26 protein-coding genes are annotated in these 13,450 nt (G+C 62.0%); all 26 read right to left on the reverse strand.

From position 1 onward, the window contains the following. Positions 1 to 11: 11 nt before the first annotated feature. Positions 12 to 401, reverse strand: a complete 390-nt coding sequence (gene rpsK / locus NKH01_RS32285; protein ID WP_006205444.1) for a 30S ribosomal protein S11 — start codon at positions 399 to 401, stop codon at positions 12 to 14. Between the two features lie 139 nt (positions 402 to 540). After that, positions 541 to 909: a 30S ribosomal protein S13 gene (gene rpsM / locus NKH01_RS32290; protein ID WP_006205445.1), complete on the reverse strand. Its 369-nt coding sequence runs from the start codon at positions 907 to 909 to the stop codon at positions 541 to 543. Between the two features lie 198 nt (positions 910 to 1,107). After that, complete coding sequence (locus tag NKH01_RS32295) at positions 1,108 to 1,719, reverse strand: adenylate kinase (RefSeq protein ID WP_023717524.1); 612 nt, start codon at positions 1,717 to 1,719, stop codon at positions 1,108 to 1,110. Beyond that, on the reverse strand, positions 1,716 to 3,056 hold the full coding sequence (secY, locus tag NKH01_RS32300; RefSeq protein WP_023717523.1) for a preprotein translocase subunit SecY: 1,341 nt from the start codon (positions 3,054 to 3,056) through the stop codon (positions 1,716 to 1,718). Before secY ends, NKH01_RS32295 begins: the two co-directional genes overlap by 4 nt. Positions 3,057 to 3,247: 191 nt before the next feature. After that, a complete protein-coding gene (gene rplO / locus NKH01_RS32305) occupies positions 3,248 to 3,721 on the reverse strand; it encodes a 50S ribosomal protein L15 (RefSeq protein WP_023717522.1) in 474 nt (157 codons plus the stop codon). 22 nt (positions 3,722 to 3,743) lie between these two features. Continuing rightward, entirely contained in the window at positions 3,744 to 3,941 is a 198-nt protein-coding gene (gene rpmD / locus NKH01_RS32310; RefSeq protein WP_006205449.1) for a 50S ribosomal protein L30, read from the reverse strand. A gap of 24 nt (positions 3,942 to 3,965) precedes the next feature. After that, on the reverse strand, positions 3,966 to 4,529 hold the full coding sequence (gene rpsE, locus NKH01_RS32315) for a 30S ribosomal protein S5 (RefSeq protein WP_006333394.1): 564 nt from the start codon (positions 4,527 to 4,529) through the stop codon (positions 3,966 to 3,968). A gap of 155 nt (positions 4,530 to 4,684) precedes the next feature. Continuing rightward, positions 4,685 to 5,044, reverse strand: coding sequence for a 50S ribosomal protein L18 (gene rplR, locus NKH01_RS32320; RefSeq protein ID WP_023675132.1), 360 nt, complete (start codon positions 5,042 to 5,044; stop codon positions 4,685 to 4,687). 87 nt (positions 5,045 to 5,131) lie between these two features. Further along, complete coding sequence (rplF, locus tag NKH01_RS32325; RefSeq protein ID WP_023675133.1) at positions 5,132 to 5,665, reverse strand: 50S ribosomal protein L6; 534 nt, start codon at positions 5,663 to 5,665, stop codon at positions 5,132 to 5,134. Between the two features lie 88 nt (positions 5,666 to 5,753). Then, on the reverse strand, positions 5,754 to 6,152 hold the full coding sequence (gene rpsH / locus NKH01_RS32330) for a 30S ribosomal protein S8 (RefSeq protein WP_006205453.1): 399 nt from the start codon (positions 6,150 to 6,152) through the stop codon (positions 5,754 to 5,756). Positions 6,153 to 6,164: 12 nt separating this feature from the next. Then, complete coding sequence (rpsN, locus tag NKH01_RS32335; RefSeq protein WP_352849274.1) at positions 6,165 to 6,470, reverse strand: 30S ribosomal protein S14; 306 nt, start codon at positions 6,468 to 6,470, stop codon at positions 6,165 to 6,167. Positions 6,471 to 6,497: 27 nt separating this feature from the next. Then, on the reverse strand, positions 6,498 to 7,076 hold the full coding sequence (gene rplE, locus NKH01_RS32340) for a 50S ribosomal protein L5 (RefSeq protein WP_023717521.1): 579 nt from the start codon (positions 7,074 to 7,076) through the stop codon (positions 6,498 to 6,500). Further along, complete coding sequence (rplX, locus tag NKH01_RS32345) at positions 7,069 to 7,383, reverse strand: 50S ribosomal protein L24 (protein ID WP_254817150.1); 315 nt, start codon at positions 7,381 to 7,383, stop codon at positions 7,069 to 7,071. The genes rplE and rplX overlap by 8 nt, the downstream gene beginning before the upstream one ends. Positions 7,384 to 7,395: 12 nt before the next feature. Beyond that, positions 7,396 to 7,764: a 50S ribosomal protein L14 gene (gene rplN / locus NKH01_RS32350; protein ID WP_006205457.1), complete on the reverse strand. Its 369-nt coding sequence runs from the start codon at positions 7,762 to 7,764 to the stop codon at positions 7,396 to 7,398. An 82-nt stretch (positions 7,765 to 7,846) separates the two neighbouring features. After that, complete coding sequence (gene rpsQ / locus NKH01_RS32355) at positions 7,847 to 8,086, reverse strand: 30S ribosomal protein S17 (protein ID WP_023675136.1); 240 nt, start codon at positions 8,084 to 8,086, stop codon at positions 7,847 to 7,849. 11 nt (positions 8,087 to 8,097) lie between these two features. Beyond that, positions 8,098 to 8,298, reverse strand: coding sequence for a 50S ribosomal protein L29 (rpmC, locus tag NKH01_RS32360; protein ID WP_006205459.1), 201 nt, complete (start codon positions 8,296 to 8,298; stop codon positions 8,098 to 8,100). 13 nt (positions 8,299 to 8,311) lie between these two features. Further along, positions 8,312 to 8,725, reverse strand: coding sequence for a 50S ribosomal protein L16 (gene rplP, locus NKH01_RS32365; RefSeq protein WP_006205460.1), 414 nt, complete (start codon positions 8,723 to 8,725; stop codon positions 8,312 to 8,314). A gap of 27 nt (positions 8,726 to 8,752) precedes the next feature. Further along, the gene (gene rpsC / locus NKH01_RS32370; RefSeq protein WP_095488567.1) at positions 8,753 to 9,478 is read right to left on the reverse strand and encodes a 30S ribosomal protein S3; all 726 of its coding nucleotides are present in this window, start codon (positions 9,476 to 9,478) and stop codon (positions 8,753 to 8,755) included. Next, positions 9,478 to 9,867, reverse strand: coding sequence for a 50S ribosomal protein L22 (gene rplV, locus NKH01_RS32375; protein WP_006205462.1), 390 nt, complete (start codon positions 9,865 to 9,867; stop codon positions 9,478 to 9,480). The genes rpsC and rplV overlap by 1 nt, the downstream gene beginning before the upstream one ends. Before the next feature lie 2 nt (positions 9,868 to 9,869). Next, the gene (rpsS, locus tag NKH01_RS32380) at positions 9,870 to 10,148 is read right to left on the reverse strand and encodes a 30S ribosomal protein S19 (RefSeq protein WP_006205463.1); all 279 of its coding nucleotides are present in this window, start codon (positions 10,146 to 10,148) and stop codon (positions 9,870 to 9,872) included. A gap of 16 nt (positions 10,149 to 10,164) precedes the next feature. Further along, positions 10,165 to 10,998, reverse strand: coding sequence for a 50S ribosomal protein L2 (rplB, locus tag NKH01_RS32385; protein WP_023675138.1), 834 nt, complete (start codon positions 10,996 to 10,998; stop codon positions 10,165 to 10,167). 22 nt (positions 10,999 to 11,020) lie between these two features. After that, complete coding sequence (locus NKH01_RS32390) at positions 11,021 to 11,314, reverse strand: 50S ribosomal protein L23 (protein ID WP_027026959.1); 294 nt, start codon at positions 11,312 to 11,314, stop codon at positions 11,021 to 11,023. Further along, positions 11,311 to 11,931 carry a 50S ribosomal protein L4 gene (gene rplD, locus NKH01_RS32395; protein WP_023675140.1) on the reverse strand — a complete coding sequence of 207 codons (621 nt, stop codon included), beginning with the start codon at positions 11,929 to 11,931 and terminating at the stop codon, positions 11,311 to 11,313. The genes NKH01_RS32390 and rplD overlap by 4 nt, the downstream gene beginning before the upstream one ends. Next, on the reverse strand, positions 11,931 to 12,659 hold the full coding sequence (gene rplC, locus NKH01_RS32400) for a 50S ribosomal protein L3 (protein WP_352469149.1): 729 nt from the start codon (positions 12,657 to 12,659) through the stop codon (positions 11,931 to 11,933). Before rplC ends, rplD begins: the two co-directional genes overlap by 1 nt. A 96-nt stretch (positions 12,660 to 12,755) precedes the next feature. Beyond that, positions 12,756 to 13,064, reverse strand: a complete 309-nt coding sequence (rpsJ, locus tag NKH01_RS32405; RefSeq protein ID WP_006205468.1) for a 30S ribosomal protein S10 — start codon at positions 13,062 to 13,064, stop codon at positions 12,756 to 12,758. A 63-nt stretch (positions 13,065 to 13,127) separates the two neighbouring features. Continuing rightward, a partial coding sequence (locus NKH01_RS32410) for an EF-Tu C-terminal domain-related protein (RefSeq protein WP_502901861.1) occupies positions 13,128 to 13,450 on the reverse strand: 323 nt, incomplete at its 5' end.

Genomic DNA, 13,450 nt, shown 5'->3' on the forward strand with positions numbered 1-13,450 from the left:
GTAAATTCTCTTTAGACGCGGCGCTTCTTGCGCGGGCGGCAGCCATTGTGCGGGATCGGCGTCACATCACGGATCGAGGTGATGGTGAAGCCTGCTGCCTGCAGCGCCCGCAGCGCCGATTCACGACCGGAGCCGGGTCCACAGACCTCGACCTCGAGCATGCGCATGCCGTGTTCCTGAGCCTTCTTGGCAACATCTTCGGCGGCCATCTGGGCAGCGAAAGGGGTCGACTTGCGCGATCCCTTGAAGCCCTGGGCTCCGGCCGACGACCAGGCAATGGAATTGCCCTGCGCGTCGGTGATGGTGATCATCGTGTTGTTGAAGGTCGAATTGACGTGGGCAACGCCCGACGAGATGTTCTTGCGTTCGCGACGGCGAACACGAGCGGCTTCCTTGGCCATGATAGTCCTTTCAGTTGATCTCTACACCGCCGTAATGCCAGCGGCTCCACCAGGGAGAAGGCAGTAGGGGAATATGGCAGTAGGGCAGTATGTCTGCCGTTCCTATTGCCTTACTGCCCTACTCTCTTACTGCCCTAAATTACTTCTTCTTTCCGGCAATCGACTTGGCTGGGCCTTTGCGGGTGCGCGCATTGGTGTGCGTGCGCTGGCCACGAACCGGCAGCGAGCGGCGGTGACGCAGGCCGCGGTAGCAGCCGAGGTCCATGAGCCGCTTGATGTTCATCGACACTTCGCGGCGCAGGTCGCCCTCGACCTGGTAGTCGCGGTCGATGGTCTCCCGGATCTGCAGCACTTCCGCGTCGGTCAGCTGGTTGACGCGGCGCTCGGCCGGGATGCCGACCTTGTCGACGATCTCCTGGGCGAACTTCTTGCCAATGCCGTGAATGTATTGAAGCGCAATGACGACGCGCTTGTTGGTAGGAATGTTGACGCCGGCTATACGAGCCATGTTCTTCTCTTCTCCATATAGGCCGGACGAGCCGGCGCTTCAAGTTGCCCCGCGTCCGGTGGAGGCCGGCCCTTGCGGGAGTTTCCAGTTCAAAGCGGCCTGCCTTGCCCTTGCGGACAAGCAAGCCTCATGCCTGATAGGAAGACGGGCCGCCATACCCCAGCGGACCGCTCCAGTCAAGCGCAATCGTTCGTTTCTCTAGCCGGCCGCCTGGCCAACCTGCCGGGTCGTCGCCCTGAGCACCGCCTCGATCTGCTGCGTCACCGCATCGATGTCGGCCATGCCATCGACGCCCCTGAGCTTGCCCTTGGCGTAGTAGTAGCCGATCAGCGGCGAGGTTTTCTTGTAATATTCCCTCAAGCGTTCTTCGAACACCGCTGGGCTGTCGTCCTTGCGCACCGGCAGGCCTGCGGCCTTGGCGTCCTCGGCGCGTTTGACGATTCGGCCAACCAGCGCCTTGTCGTCGACGACAAATTCGATGACCGCGTCTAGCTCCAGCCCGCGATCCGAAAGCATTTCCTCAACGGCGTCCGCTTGCACCAGGGTTCGCGGGTATCCGTCAAGGATGAAGCCGTTTGCGCAATCGGCTTGATCGATGCGCTCGGCCACGATGGCGTTGACGATAGCGTCGGACACCAGTTCACCAGCATCCATCACCGCCTTGGCTCGCCTGCCGACTTCGGTGCCGGCCTGAACAGCAGCACGCAGCATGTCCCCCGTGGAAAGCTGTGGGATGCCGTGTCTTTCTACCAGTCTCAGTGCTTGTGTCCCCTTGCCCGCCCCCGGCGGTCCAAGCAATATCAACCTCATCTGGCCTTCTTCCCCCCGCGCAGCTTCGACTTCTTGATCAGGCCCTCATACTGGTGCGCGATCAGGTGACCCTGAATCTGCGCCACCGTATCGAGCGTTACACTGACCACGATCAGGAGCGAAGTGCCACCAAGGTAGAACGGTACGCCAGTCGCTGAAATCAGGAACTCGGGCAGCAGACACACCAGCACCAGATAGATGGCGCCGACGACGGTGATGCGGGTGAGCACATAGTCGATATAGTCCGCAGTGCGCTCGCCCGGACGATAGCCCGGGATGAAGCCCGAATGCTTCTTGAGCTGGTCGGCGGTGTCCTTCGGATTGAAGACGATCGCCGTATAGAAGAAGGCGAAGAACACGATCATGGCAGCGTAGAAGGCCATATAGAGCGGCTGGCCGTGGCCGAGCGCCGCCAGGATGGTGCTCGCCCAGGCAGGCATGTTGGTCGTCTGCGAGAAGCCGGCAACCGTTGCCGGAAGCAGCAGCAGCGACGAGGCGAAGATCGGCGGAATGACGCCGGACGTGTTGAGCTTCAGCGGCAGATGCGAGGTATCGCCCTGGAACATGCGATTGCCGACCTGGCGCTTGGGATACTGGATCAGCAGGCGGCGCTGGGCGCGCTCGAAGAAGACGATCAGCGCGATGACGACGATGGCGAGCACGATGATCGCCAGGATCAGGCCGGTCGACAGTGCGCCGGTGCGGCCAAGCTCCAGCGTGCCGGAGATGGCGCGCGGCAGGCCGGCGACGATGCCGGAGAAGATGATCAGCGAAATGCCGTTGCCGATGCCGCGGGCGGTGATCTGCTCGCCAAGCCACATCAGGAACATGGTACCGCCGACCAGCGTGACGACGGTGGAGATGCGGAAGAACATGCCGGGATCGTTGACGATGCCATTGCCGCCCTCAAGCCCGACCGAAATGCCATAGGCCTGGACCAGCGCCAGAAGCACGGTGCCGTAGCGCGTGTACTGGTTGATGATCTTGCGACCCTGCTCGCCCTCCTTCTTCAGCGCTTCCAGCGAAGGAATGACCGAGGTCATCAGCTGCATGATGATGGAGGCGGAGATATAGGGCATGATGCCGAGGGCAAAGATCGCCATGCGCTGCACGGCGCCACCGGCGAACATGTTGAACATGCCGAGTACGCCCTTGCTCTGCGACGAGAAGGCCTGGGCGAAAGCGTCGGGATTGATGCCGGGCAGCGGGATATAGGTGCCAAGGCGGTAAACGAGCAGCGCGCCGATGGTGAACCAGATGCGCTTCTTCAGATCCTCGGCTTTGGCGAAGGCCGAAAAATTCAGATTCGAGGCTAGTTGTTCAGCAGCCGAAGCCATGCCTGATTCTCCGCTTGGTCACGCTCGATGCCCGCAGCTCAGGCGGCGCGTGTCACCGAAGCTCACGAGATAAGCTCCGGACTGCAAACATGCAAGCGGCCGCGTTGATGCGGCCGCCACATCTGTCGGATCAAAGCACGACCGAAGGCAAAACCGAATTCCACCTTTGCCGACCGTGCTTCAAATTGCCGTTACTCGGCGGCTGCTTTCTCAGGCAACTTCACCGAACCGCCGGCCTTTTCGATCTTCTCGACCGCGGCCTTGGAGGCTCCGGCCACGTCGAAGGCAAGCTTGGCCTTGATGTCGCCGTCCGAAAGGATGCGCACGCCGTCCTTGACGCGACGGATGACGCCGGCCGCAACCAGCGCCTCGGCCGTCACAACTGTCTTAGCATCGAGCTTCTTGGCATCGAGCGCAGCCTGGATGCGGGCCAGCGACACAACGGTGAAGCTCTTGGCGAAGATATTGTTGAAGCCGCGCTTCGGCAGACGACGGTAGAGCGGCATCTGGCCACCCTCGAAGCCGTTGACGGCGACGCCGGAGCGCGCCTTCTGGCCCTTGACGCCGCGACCGGCGGTCTTGCCCGAACCGGAACCGATGCCACGGCCGAGACGCTTCTTGGAATGCGTCGCGCCGTCCTTGTCACGCAGATCGTTGAGTTTCATCTGGGTTCTCCTGCGCTCTGGCTCAGCCCTCGTCCACAACGCGGACGAGATGCTGGACGGCAGCGATCATGCCGCGCACCGAGGGCGTATCCTCCAGCGTGCGCTGCTTGTGCATCTTGTTGAGGCCGAGGCCGACCAGCGTAGCGCGCTGCTCCTTCGGCCGGCGGATTGGCGAGCCGATCTGCTCGACGGTGATGGTCTTGGTTGCTTTCTTGGCCATGGTCAGATCCCTGGTCAGCGTCGACTATTCTTCAGCCGCAACGGCGGTGCCGCGGCGGGCCTGAAGGGTCGAATACTTGATGCCGCGCGCGGCAGCCACATCCTTCGGATGCATCTGGCTCTTCAGCGCGTCGAAAGTGGCGCGAACCATGTTGTAGGGGTTCGACGAACCCATCGACTTGGCGACCACGTCATGCATGCCGAGCGTCTCGAAGACGGCGCGCATCGGGCCGCCGGCGATGATGCCGGTACCTTGCTTGGCAGCGCGCAGCAGAACACGTCCCGCGCCCCAGCGTCCCTCGACGTCATGGTGCAGCGTGCGGCCCGAGCGCAGCGGCACGAAGATCATGTCGCGCTTGGCCGATTCGGTCGCCTTACGGATCGCCTCCGGCACTTCGCGCGCCTTGCCGTGACCGAAGCCGACGCGGCCCTTCTGGTCGCCGACGACGACGAGCGCTGCAAAGCCGAAGCGCCGGCCGCCCTTGACGACCTTGGCGACACGGTTGATGTGGACGAGCTTGTCGACCATGCCGTCGTCGCGCTCTTCGCGATCACGGCCGCGGCCGCCATCCCTACGTTCCTGTGCCATATCCTGTTCCTTGTTTTTTTCCGGAAGCACGGTTGATGATGATATCCGGCGCCTCTGTGGGTCGCCGGGGGCGAAAACTCTTTTTTCCTTCGCATGATCCTATCCGAAAAGTCTGCAACTTTTTGCTGCGCTGACCTCCGGTTCGGGATCATGCTTTAGAAGCTCAGACCACCTTCACGGGCAGCCTCGGCAAGCGCCTTGACGCGGCCGTGGTAGATGTAGGCACCGCGGTCGAAGACGACTTCCTTGACGCCGGCCTTCGAGGCACGCTCGGCGATCAGCTTGCCGATGGCAGCTGCGGCCGCGGTGTCGGCGCCGGTCTTGAGCGAACCCTTGAGCTCCTTCTCGAGCGTCGAAGCAGCGGCGATGGTGTGGCCCTTGGCGTCGTCGATGACCTGGACGTAGATGTTCTTCGACGTGCGATGGACCGACAGGCGCGGACGATCGCCGGCAACTTTCTTGATCTGGCGGCGGACGCGCTGAGCGCGGCGTTGGGTGGATTCTTTCGAGCCCATGATATCAGTTCCTTGCCTTCAAAAAACGGGGGCAACCATATGCGGTAGGCGAAGCGCCTCCCGCGACCGCTCCCCGCGGCGTTAAAATTACTTCTTCTTGCCTTCCTTGCGGACGATCTTCTCGCCAGCATAGCGGACGCCCTTGCCCTTATAGGGCTCGGGGCTGCGATACTCGCGGATCTCGGCGGCAACCTGGCCGACCTGCTGCTTGTCGATGCCGGTCACGGTGATTTCCGTCGGTTTCGGCACCGAAATCGTCACGCCCTGCGGCGTTTCGTAGACGACGTCATGGCTGAAGCCGAGCGCCAGCTGCAGGTTCTTGCCCTGCATGGCGGCACGATAGCCGACGCCGGTGATCTCGAGCTTCTTTTCGAAACCGTCCTTGACGCCCTGCAGGATGTTGACGATCTGCGTGCGCGACATGCCCCATTTGGAGCGGGCGGTCTTGGTCTGGTCGCGCGGCTGGACAGCGATCTCGCTGCCTTCCATCTTGACCAGCACTTCGTCGTTCACCACGAACTTCAGCTCGCCCTTCGGACCCTTCGCCGTCACGGTCTGGCCGTTGACGGTCGCGGTCACGCCCTGCGGCAGCGAAACGGGCTTCTTTCCAATACGAGACATTTTGTTGTCCTCGTCACTTCTCTTGTTTCAGGTCTCGGCTTCGGGATTTGATCCCGAAACCGGTTTCCAATTGGGGTCACGTACCAGATCAGAAGATCTGGCAGAGGATTTCCCCGCCGACATTCTGTTCGCGCGCTTCGTGGTCGGCCATCACGCCCTTCGGCGTCGAAAGGATGGCGATGCCGAGCCCGTTGGCGACATGCGGTATCGACTTGGCCGAAACGTAGACGCGGCGGCCGGGCTTCGAGACCCGGGCGATTTCGCGCACCACCGGCGCACCGTCGAAATACTTCAGCTCGATCTCGATTTCGGACTTGCCGTTGTCGAAGTCGGTCTGGCTGTAGTCGCGGATATAGCCTTCGGCCTTCAGCACGTCGAGGACGCGGGTACGCAGGCGCGAGGCCGGCGTCGAAACGCTCGACTTCTTACGGCCATACGCGTTGCGGATGCGGGTCAGCATATCGCCGAGAGGATCGCTCAATGACATGTTATGTCCTCCTTACCAGCTCGACTTGACCAGGCCCGGGATCTGGCCGTTATTGCCGAGATCACGAAGCGCGATACGCGATACTTTGAGCTTGCGATAATAGGCACGCGGGCGTCCGGTGACTTCGCAGCGGTTGCGGATGCGGGTCTTGGCCGAGTTGCGCGGCAGCGCCGAAAGCTTCAGCTGAGCGCGGAAGCGCTCTTCCATCGGCTTGGACTGATCCATGATGATCGCCTTGAGCACCATGCGCTTGGCAGCGAACTGGTCCGCAAGCTTGCGGCGCCTGTTGTTCTTCTCGACTGAGCTGGTCTTTGCCATTTCAGATTTTTCCTTTTCTCGCTGCCGTTACTGGCGGAAGGGGAAGTTGAAGGCCTTGAGCAATGCCCTGGCTTCGTCGTCCGTCTTCGCAGTCGTACAAACGATGACGTCCATGCCCCAGATCTGATCAACCTTGTCGTAGTTGATCTCCGGAAACACGATGTGTTCCTTGATGCCCATGGCATAGTTGCCACGGCCATCGAAGCTCTTCGGGTTGAGCCCGCGGAAGTCGCGGACGCGCGGCAGTGCGATGTTCACGAGACGATCGAGGAACTCGTACATGCGTTCCTTGCGCAGCGTGACCTTGGCACCGATCGGCATCTTCTCGCGGACCTTGAAGCCGGCGATCGAGTTGCGGGCGCGGGTGACGACGGCCTTCTGGCCGGCGATCATCGCAAGGTCTTCCGCCGCGATCGAAGGCTTCTTCGAATCGCCGGTCGCCTCGCCGACGCCCATGTTCAGCACGATCTTGTCGATGCGCGGAACCTGCATCTCGTTGTCGTAGCCGAACTGCTCCTGCAGCGCCTTGCGGATGGTCTCGTTATAGACCTGCTTGAGGCGGGGCGTGTTCTGGGCAGTTGCCTGCTTGGTTTGAGCCTTAGCCATTGATGACTTCTCCCGAGCGCTTGGCGACGCGCACCTTCTTGCCGTCCTTCTGGAAGATGAAGCCGACGCGGGTCGGCTTGCCATCCTTGGGGTCGGCCAGCGCGATGTTCGACAGCTGGATCGGCGCTTCCTTGGTGATGATCCCGCCCTCCTGGGACTGGGACTGCTTCTGGTGACGACGGATCAGGTTGACGCCGCGCACCAGCGCGGTGTCGTCCTTCGGCTGCACCGAGAGGACTTCGCCCGAACGGCCCTTGTCCTTGCCGGCCAGCACGACGACCTTGTCGCCTTTTCTAATCTTTTGCATTGGTCCGGCTCCTTACAGCACTTCGGGCGCGAGCGAGATGATCTTCATGTGGTTCTTGGCGCGGAGTTCGCGCGGAACCGGTCCGAAGATACGCGTGCCGATCGGCTCTTTCTTGTTGTCGACGAGAACGGCTGCGTTCTTGTCGAAACGGATCACGCTGCCGTCCGGGCGGCGGATGTCCTTGGCCGTGCGAACCACGACCGCCTTCATCACATCGCCCTTCTTGACGCGGCCGCGCGGGATCGCTTCCTTGATCGACACCACGATGATGTCGCCCACGGAAGCATATTTCCGCTTCGAGCCGCCCAGCACCTTGATGCACATGACACGACGGGCGCCGGAATTATCCGCGACGTCGAGGTTTGTTTGCATCTGAATCATGACTGGCCGCCTTCTTCTTTTCTAACGGGACGGGTTTCTCACCCCTCCCCGGTCTGTCCAAAATTCGTTTCGTTAGCCCTGATCAGGCCTGGTCCGAAGACACCACGACCCAGCGCTTGTCCTTGGAAATCGGCTTCGATTCCTGGATGAACACCTGATCGCCGACCTTGTGGGCGTTGTTCTCGTCGTGCGCCTTGTACTTCTTGGTCATGCGCACGGTCTTCTTCATCACGGGATGCGTGAAGCGCCGTTCGACCTTGACGACAACCGTCTTCTCGTTCTTGTCGCTGACGACGGTGCCCTGCAGAATGCGCTTTGGCATGGTTTTCGTCCTTAAGCCTTCTTGGCCGCGGACTTTTCCGCAGCGATGGTCTTGATACGCGCAATGTCCTTGCGGACCTGCCTCACGCGCGCGGTCTTCTCAAGCTGGCCGGTGGCCTTCTGGAAGCGCAGGTTGAACTGCTCCTTCTTCAGGCTGGCCAGGTCGTCGGTCAGCTGGTCCTGGGTCTTGGTCCGGATGTCTTCGGCTTTCATGATCAGCCCGTCCTTATTCTGCGATGCGCTGTACGAAGCGCGTCCTGACCGAGAGCTTGGCCGCGCCGAGACGCAGCGCCTCACGGGCGGTTTCCTCGTTGACGCCGTCGATCTCGAACATGATGCGGCCTGGCTTGACGCGTGCCGCCCAGTAGTCGACCGCGCCCTTGCCCTTGCCCATGCGGACTTCGGTCGGCTTCGACGTCACCGGCACGTCCGGGAAGATACGGATCCACACGCGGCCGGCACGCTTCATCTCGCGGGTGATCGCGCGGCGAGCCGCCTCGATCTCACGCGCGGTGACGCGGTTCGGCTCAAGCGCCTTCAGCCCGAAACCACCGAAATCCAGGTTGGTGCCGCCCTTGGCGGTACCGTGGATGCGGCCTTTGAACTGCTTACGGAACTTTGTGCGCTTTGGCTGCAGCATCGTTCTAACTCCAAATTCCTAACTGTCTTACGCGTTTTCGCGACGGCGACCGCGTTCGCGCTCACCACCACCGCCATGCGCATGATCGCCCTCGGTGGCGCGGCGCTCCGAAGCCATCGGGTCGTGCTCGAGGATCTCGCCCTTGAACACCCAGACCTTGACGCCGCAGATGCCGTACGCCGTATGCGCCTCGGCCGTGCCGTAGTCGACGTCGGCGCGTAGCGTATGCAGCGGCACGCGGCCTTCGCGGTACCATTCCATGCGCGCGATCTCGGCGCCGCCGAGACGGCCGGCGCAGTTGATGCGGATGCCTTCGGCACCGAGGCGCATCGCCGACTGGACGGCGCGCTTCATGGCGCGGCGGAACGCGATGCGGCGCTCGAGCTGCTGGGCGATCGACTGGGCGACCAGGGTCGCGTCGATCTCCGGCTTGCGCACTTCGACGATGTTCAGATGCGTCTCGGACTTCGTCATCTCCATCAGCTTCTTGCGAAGCTTCTCGATGTCGGCGCCCTTCTTGCCGATGATCAGGCCCGGACGCGCCGCATGGATGGTGACGCGGCACTTCTTGTGCGGACGCTCGATCACGACCTTCGAGATCGCAGCCTGCTTGAGTTCCTTCTCAAGATATTTGCGGATCTTGATGTCCTCGTGCAGCAGCTTGCCGTACTCGCCGGTGTTCGCGAACCAGCGCGAATCCCAGGTACGGTTGATGCCGAGACGCAGACCGATCGGATTGACTTTCTGGCCCATTATGCGGCCTCCCCTTTTTCTTCGACTTCACGAACAACGATCGTGAGGTGCGAGAACGGCTTCTCGATACGGCTGGCGCGACCACGGCCACGGGCATGGAACCGCTTCATGACGATCGACTTGCCGACATAGGCTTCCGCCACGATCAGCGCATCGACATCGAGGTCGTGGTTGTTTTCCGCGTTGGCGATCGCCGATTCCAGCGTCTTCTTGACCGTGCCGGAAATCCGCTTGGCCGAGAATTCGAGGTCGGAAAGCGCTGTCGCGACCTTCTTGCCGCGGATCAGCGCGGCAACCAGGTTCAGCTTCTGCGGGCTGATACGGATCGTGCGCAACACGGCGCGCGCTTCGTTGTCAGCAAGCCTGCGCGGAGCTTTGGCCTTGCCCATGATTATTTCCTCTTCGCCTTCTTATCCGCGCCGTGACCGTAATAGGTCCGGGTCGGAGCGAATTCACCGAACTTGTGACCGACCATGTCCTCGTTCACCGAGACGGGAACGTGCTTTTGGCCGTTGTAGACACCGAAGGTGAAGCCGACGAACTGCGGCAGGATGGTGGAGCGGCGGCTCCACATCTTGATCACCTCATTGCGACCACCTTCACGAACCTTGTCCACCTTCTTCAGAAGGTAGCCGTCGATGAAGGGGCCTTTCCAAATCGAACGAGTCACTTGGCGTTACCTCTTCTTAGCTCTTGCGCTGATGGCGCGAGCGCAGGATGAACTTGTCGGTCGCCTTGTTGGACCGCGTCTTCTTGCCCTTGGTCGGCTTGCCCCAGGGCGAAACCGGATGGCGGCCACCCGAGGTGCGGCCTTCGCCGCCGCCATGCGGATGGTCGACCGGGTTCATGGTCACACCGCGATTGTGCGGACGTTTGCCACGCCACACGGTGCGGCCAGCCTTGCCGTCATTGATGTTGCCGTGGTCCGGGTTGGACACGGCACCGACGGTGGCCATGCAAGAGCCGTGAACGACACGCTGCTCACCCGAGTTGAGGCGCAGGATCGCCATGCCCTGGTCGCGGCCGACAAGCTGGCCATAGCCACCGGCCGAACGAGCGACCTGAGCGCCCTTGCCGGGCTTCAGCTCGATATTGTGGACGATCGTGCCGACCGGCATCGAAGCCAGCGGCATCGCGTTACCCGGCTTCACGTCGACCGATTCGCCGGCCACGATCTTGTCGCCGGGAGCCAGACGCTGCGGGGCGATGATGTAGGACAACTCCCCATCGTCATACTTGATCAGCGCAATGAAGGCGGTGCGGTTCGGATCGTATTCGATACGCTCGACCGTGCCGACGACGTCGAACTTGCGGCGCTTGAAGTCGATGATGCGGTACGTGCGCTTGTGACCACCACCGATGAAGCGGGCCGTGATACGGCCGTAATTGTTGCGGCCGCCCGACTTGGTCAGGCCTTCGGTCAGGCCCTTGACGGGCTTGCCCTTATAGAGGCCCGAACGGTCGACGATGACCAGCTGGCGGGTGCTCGGCGTTACCGGGTTGAATTTTTTCAGTGCCATTGTTCTGTCCTCGCGACCTTGCTCAGAGACCCGTCGCGACGTCGATCGACTGGCCTTCGGCCAGCGTCACAATCGCCTTCTTGACGTCGCTCTGGCGGCCGATCGTGCCGCGGAAGCGCTTGATCTTGCCCTTGCGGACAAGCGTGTTCACTGCCGTCACTTTGACGCCGAACAGCGCTTCGACGGCGGCCTTGATTTCCGGCTTCGACGCCTTCTTGGCGACGTTGAAGACGACCTGGTTCTGCTCGGAAGCCATTGTCGACTTTTCGGTGATCGCCGGCGAGACGATCACATCGTAATGACGAAGGTCGGTCATTTGAAGCGCTCCTCGAGAGCCTCGACGGCGGCCTTGGAAAGGACCAGCGTGCCGCGGCGCAAAATGTCGTAGACGTTGATGCCCTGGATGGGCAGCACGTCGATGTTCGGGATGTTGGTCGCCGCCAGCTTGAAGTTCTTGTCAAGCTCGGCGCCGCCGATCACCAGGGCGTTGCTCAGGCCCAGCGTCGCGAAATTCGCAATCAGTGCCTTGGTCTTGGCCTCGGTCAGCTTCAGCTCGTCGATGATGATGATCGACGCGCTCTTGGCCTTGGCCGAAAGCGCATGCTTGAGGCCGAGCGCGCGCACCTTCTTCGGCAGATCGTGCTCGTGGCTGCGCACGACCGGGCCGTGGGCCTTGCCACCGCCGCGGAACTGCGGAGCGCGAGCCGAATGGTGACGGGCGCGGCCCGTACCCTTCTGCTTGTACATCTTGGCGCCGGTGCGGGCGATTTCCGCGCGACCCTTGGCCTTGTGCGTGCCCTGCTGCTTCTTGGCAAGCTGCCAGCGCACGACGCGCTGCAGGATGTCCTCGCGCGGATCAAGGCCAAAAATCTCTTCAGAGAGCTTCAGCTTGCCGGCGTCCTTGCCGCCAAGCGTAGTAATCTTGAGGTCCATTATTCCGCTCCCTCTGTGGCCTGGGCCTCGTTCTTGGCGGCACCATCGGTTGCAACGGCGCGGATCGCGGCGGGCTTCGGCGCATTGGCCGGAAGCGCCACCTTGGCCGCGTCGCGGACCAGGATCCATGCACCCTTCGAACCCGGGACCGCACCGCGGATCAGGATCAGGCCGCGATCGGCGTCGGTCGAGACGACCTCGACATTCTGCGTGGTGACGCGGGTGTCACCCATGTGGCCGGCCATATGCTTGCCCTTGAACACCTTGCCCGGATCCTGGCGCTGGCCAGTCGAGCCGTGCGTACGGTGCGACACCGAGTTGCCGTGCGTCGCGCGGCCGCCACCCATGTGGTGCCGCTTGATGACGCCCTGGAAACCCTTGCCGATCGTGGTTCCCGTCACATCGACCTTCTGGCCGACGACGAAATGCTCGACGGTGATCTCGGCGCCGACATCGATCATGTTGTCGGCGGAGACGCGGAACTCGGCAACCTTGGCCTTGGGCTCGACGGAAGCAGTCGCGAAATGGCCGCGCATCGCCTTCGACGTGTTCTTCACCTTGGCAAGGCCAACGCCGAGCTGGACGGCGGTATAGCCGTTCTTCTCCTGCGTGCGCTGCGCCACGACCTGGCAGTTCTCCATCTGGAGAACAGTGACGGGAACATGTTCCCCGGCATCGTTGTAGATGCGGGTCATTCCCACCTTCTTTGCAATCACACCTGAACGCATCGGTTCAATTCCTTTAGAGTTCCCTGTCGGGGCTGTCGCCCCTCCACGCCTCTTGTTCCTTCAGAGTTCCGGGTCGCCCCGCTGACCTCTGGTTCCTTAGAGCTTGATCTCGACGTCGACACCGGCGGCCAGGTCGAGCTTCATCAAAGCATCGACCGTCTGCGGGGTCGGGTCGACGATGTCGAGCAGACGCTTGTGCGTGCGCATCTCGAACTGCTCGCGGCTCTTCTTGTCGACGTGAGGCGACCGGTTGACCGTGAACTTTTCGATCCGCGTCGGCAGCGGAATGGGGCCGCGGACGTTGGCGCCGGTGCGCTTGGCGGTCGACACGATTTCCCGTGTCGAGGCGTCGAGCACCCGGTGATCAAACGCCTTCAGGCGGATGCGGATATTCTGTCCGTTCATGCGTCACTTCCTTGTTCTGGCGCGGCGCGGGCAGCGCCCGCGACAGATCGGTTTAAGTCCAAATTACTCTTTGATGGTGACGACGATGCCGGCACCGACGGTGCGGCCGCCTTCACGGATGGCGAAGCGCAGCTTCTCTTCCATGGCGATCGGCACGATCAGCTCGACATCGACGGTGATGTTGTCGCCCGGCATCACCATCTCGGTGCCTTCCGGCAGCGACACGATGCCGGTTACGTCCGTCGTGCGGAAATAGAACTGCGGACGGTAGTTGGTGAAGAACGGCGTGTGACGGCCGCCTTCGTCCTTGGTCAGGATGTAGGCTTCGGCGACGAACTTCTTGTGCGGCTTGACGGTGCCGGGCTTGGCCAGAACCTGGCCGCGCT

This window comes from Mesorhizobium sp. M1403, assembly GCF_040317695.1.
Taxonomy (GTDB): Bacteria; Pseudomonadota; Alphaproteobacteria; order Rhizobiales; family Rhizobiaceae; genus Mesorhizobium.

What these genes read in the sequence shown, in the direction of transcription:
- rpsN (WP_352849274.1), bottom strand. Translation starts at nt 6,470, where the DNA reads ATGGCAAAGACCAGCTCAGTCGAGAAGAACAACAGGCGCCGCAAGCTT.
- rplE (WP_023717521.1), bottom strand. Translation starts at nt 7,076, where the DNA reads ATGGCTAAGGCTCAAACCAAGCAGGCAACTGCCCAGAACACGCCCCGC.
- NKH01_RS32295 (WP_023717524.1), bottom strand. Translation starts at nt 1,719, where the DNA reads ATGAGGTTGATATTGCTTGGACCGCCGGGGGCGGGCAAGGGGACACAA.
- rplO (WP_023717522.1), bottom strand. Translation starts at nt 3,721, where the DNA reads ATGAAACTCAACGATCTGCGTGACAAGGACGGCGCGACGCATTCCAAG.
- rplP (WP_006205460.1), bottom strand. Translation starts at nt 8,725, where the DNA reads ATGCTGCAGCCAAAGCGCACAAAGTTCCGTAAGCAGTTCAAAGGCCGC.
- NKH01_RS32390 (WP_027026959.1), bottom strand. Translation starts at nt 11,314, where the DNA reads ATGACCGACCTTCGTCATTACGATGTGATCGTCTCGCCGGCGATCACC.
- rplR (WP_023675132.1), bottom strand. Translation starts at nt 5,044, where the DNA reads ATGGGCTCGAAAGAATCCACCCAACGCCGCGCTCAGCGCGTCCGCCGC.
- rpmD (WP_006205449.1), bottom strand. Translation starts at nt 3,941, where the DNA reads ATGGCCAAGAAAGCAACCAAGACCATCACCGTCGAGCAGATCGGCTCG.
- rpsC (WP_095488567.1), bottom strand. Translation starts at nt 9,478, where the DNA reads ATGGGCCAGAAAGTCAATCCGATCGGTCTGCGTCTCGGCATCAACCGT.
- rplX (WP_254817150.1), bottom strand. Translation starts at nt 7,383, where the DNA reads ATGCAAAAGATTAGAAAAGGCGACAAGGTCGTCGTGCTGGCCGGCAAG.
- rplB (WP_023675138.1), bottom strand. Translation starts at nt 10,998, where the DNA reads ATGGCACTGAAAAAATTCAACCCGGTAACGCCGAGCACCCGCCAGCTG.
- rpmC (WP_006205459.1), bottom strand. Translation starts at nt 8,298, where the DNA reads ATGAAAGCCGAAGACATCCGGACCAAGACCCAGGACCAGCTGACCGAC.
- rpsJ (WP_006205468.1), bottom strand. Translation starts at nt 13,064, where the DNA reads ATGAACGGACAGAATATCCGCATCCGCCTGAAGGCGTTTGATCACCGG.
- rpsH (WP_006205453.1), bottom strand. Translation starts at nt 6,152, where the DNA reads ATGTCATTGAGCGATCCTCTCGGCGATATGCTGACCCGCATCCGCAAC.
- rplF (WP_023675133.1), bottom strand. Translation starts at nt 5,665, where the DNA reads ATGTCTCGTATTGGAAAGAAGCCCGTTTCGCTGCCGCAGGGCGTGACC.
- rpsQ (WP_023675136.1), bottom strand. Translation starts at nt 8,086, where the DNA reads ATGCCAAAGCGCATTCTGCAGGGCACCGTCGTCAGCGACAAGAACGAG.
- rplD (WP_023675140.1), bottom strand. Translation starts at nt 11,931, where the DNA reads ATGGACCTCAAGATTACTACGCTTGGCGGCAAGGACGCCGGCAAGCTG.
- rpsE (WP_006333394.1), bottom strand. Translation starts at nt 4,529, where the DNA reads ATGGCACAGGAACGTAGGGATGGCGGCCGCGGCCGTGATCGCGAAGAG.
- rplV (WP_006205462.1), bottom strand. Translation starts at nt 9,867, where the DNA reads ATGGGCAAGGCCAAAGCTCCGCGCAGGCTTGCTGACAACGAAGCGCGC.
- rplC (WP_352469149.1), bottom strand. Translation starts at nt 12,659, where the DNA reads ATGCGTTCAGGTGTGATTGCAAAGAAGGTGGGAATGACCCGCATCTAC.
- rplN (WP_006205457.1), bottom strand. Translation starts at nt 7,764, where the DNA reads ATGATTCAGATGCAAACAAACCTCGACGTCGCGGATAATTCCGGCGCC.
- rpsM (WP_006205445.1), bottom strand. Translation starts at nt 909, where the DNA reads ATGGCTCGTATAGCCGGCGTCAACATTCCTACCAACAAGCGCGTCGTC.
- rpsK (WP_006205444.1), bottom strand. Translation starts at nt 401, where the DNA reads ATGGCCAAGGAAGCCGCTCGTGTTCGCCGTCGCGAACGCAAGAACATC.
- secY (WP_023717523.1), bottom strand. Translation starts at nt 3,056, where the DNA reads ATGGCTTCGGCTGCTGAACAACTAGCCTCGAATCTGAATTTTTCGGCC.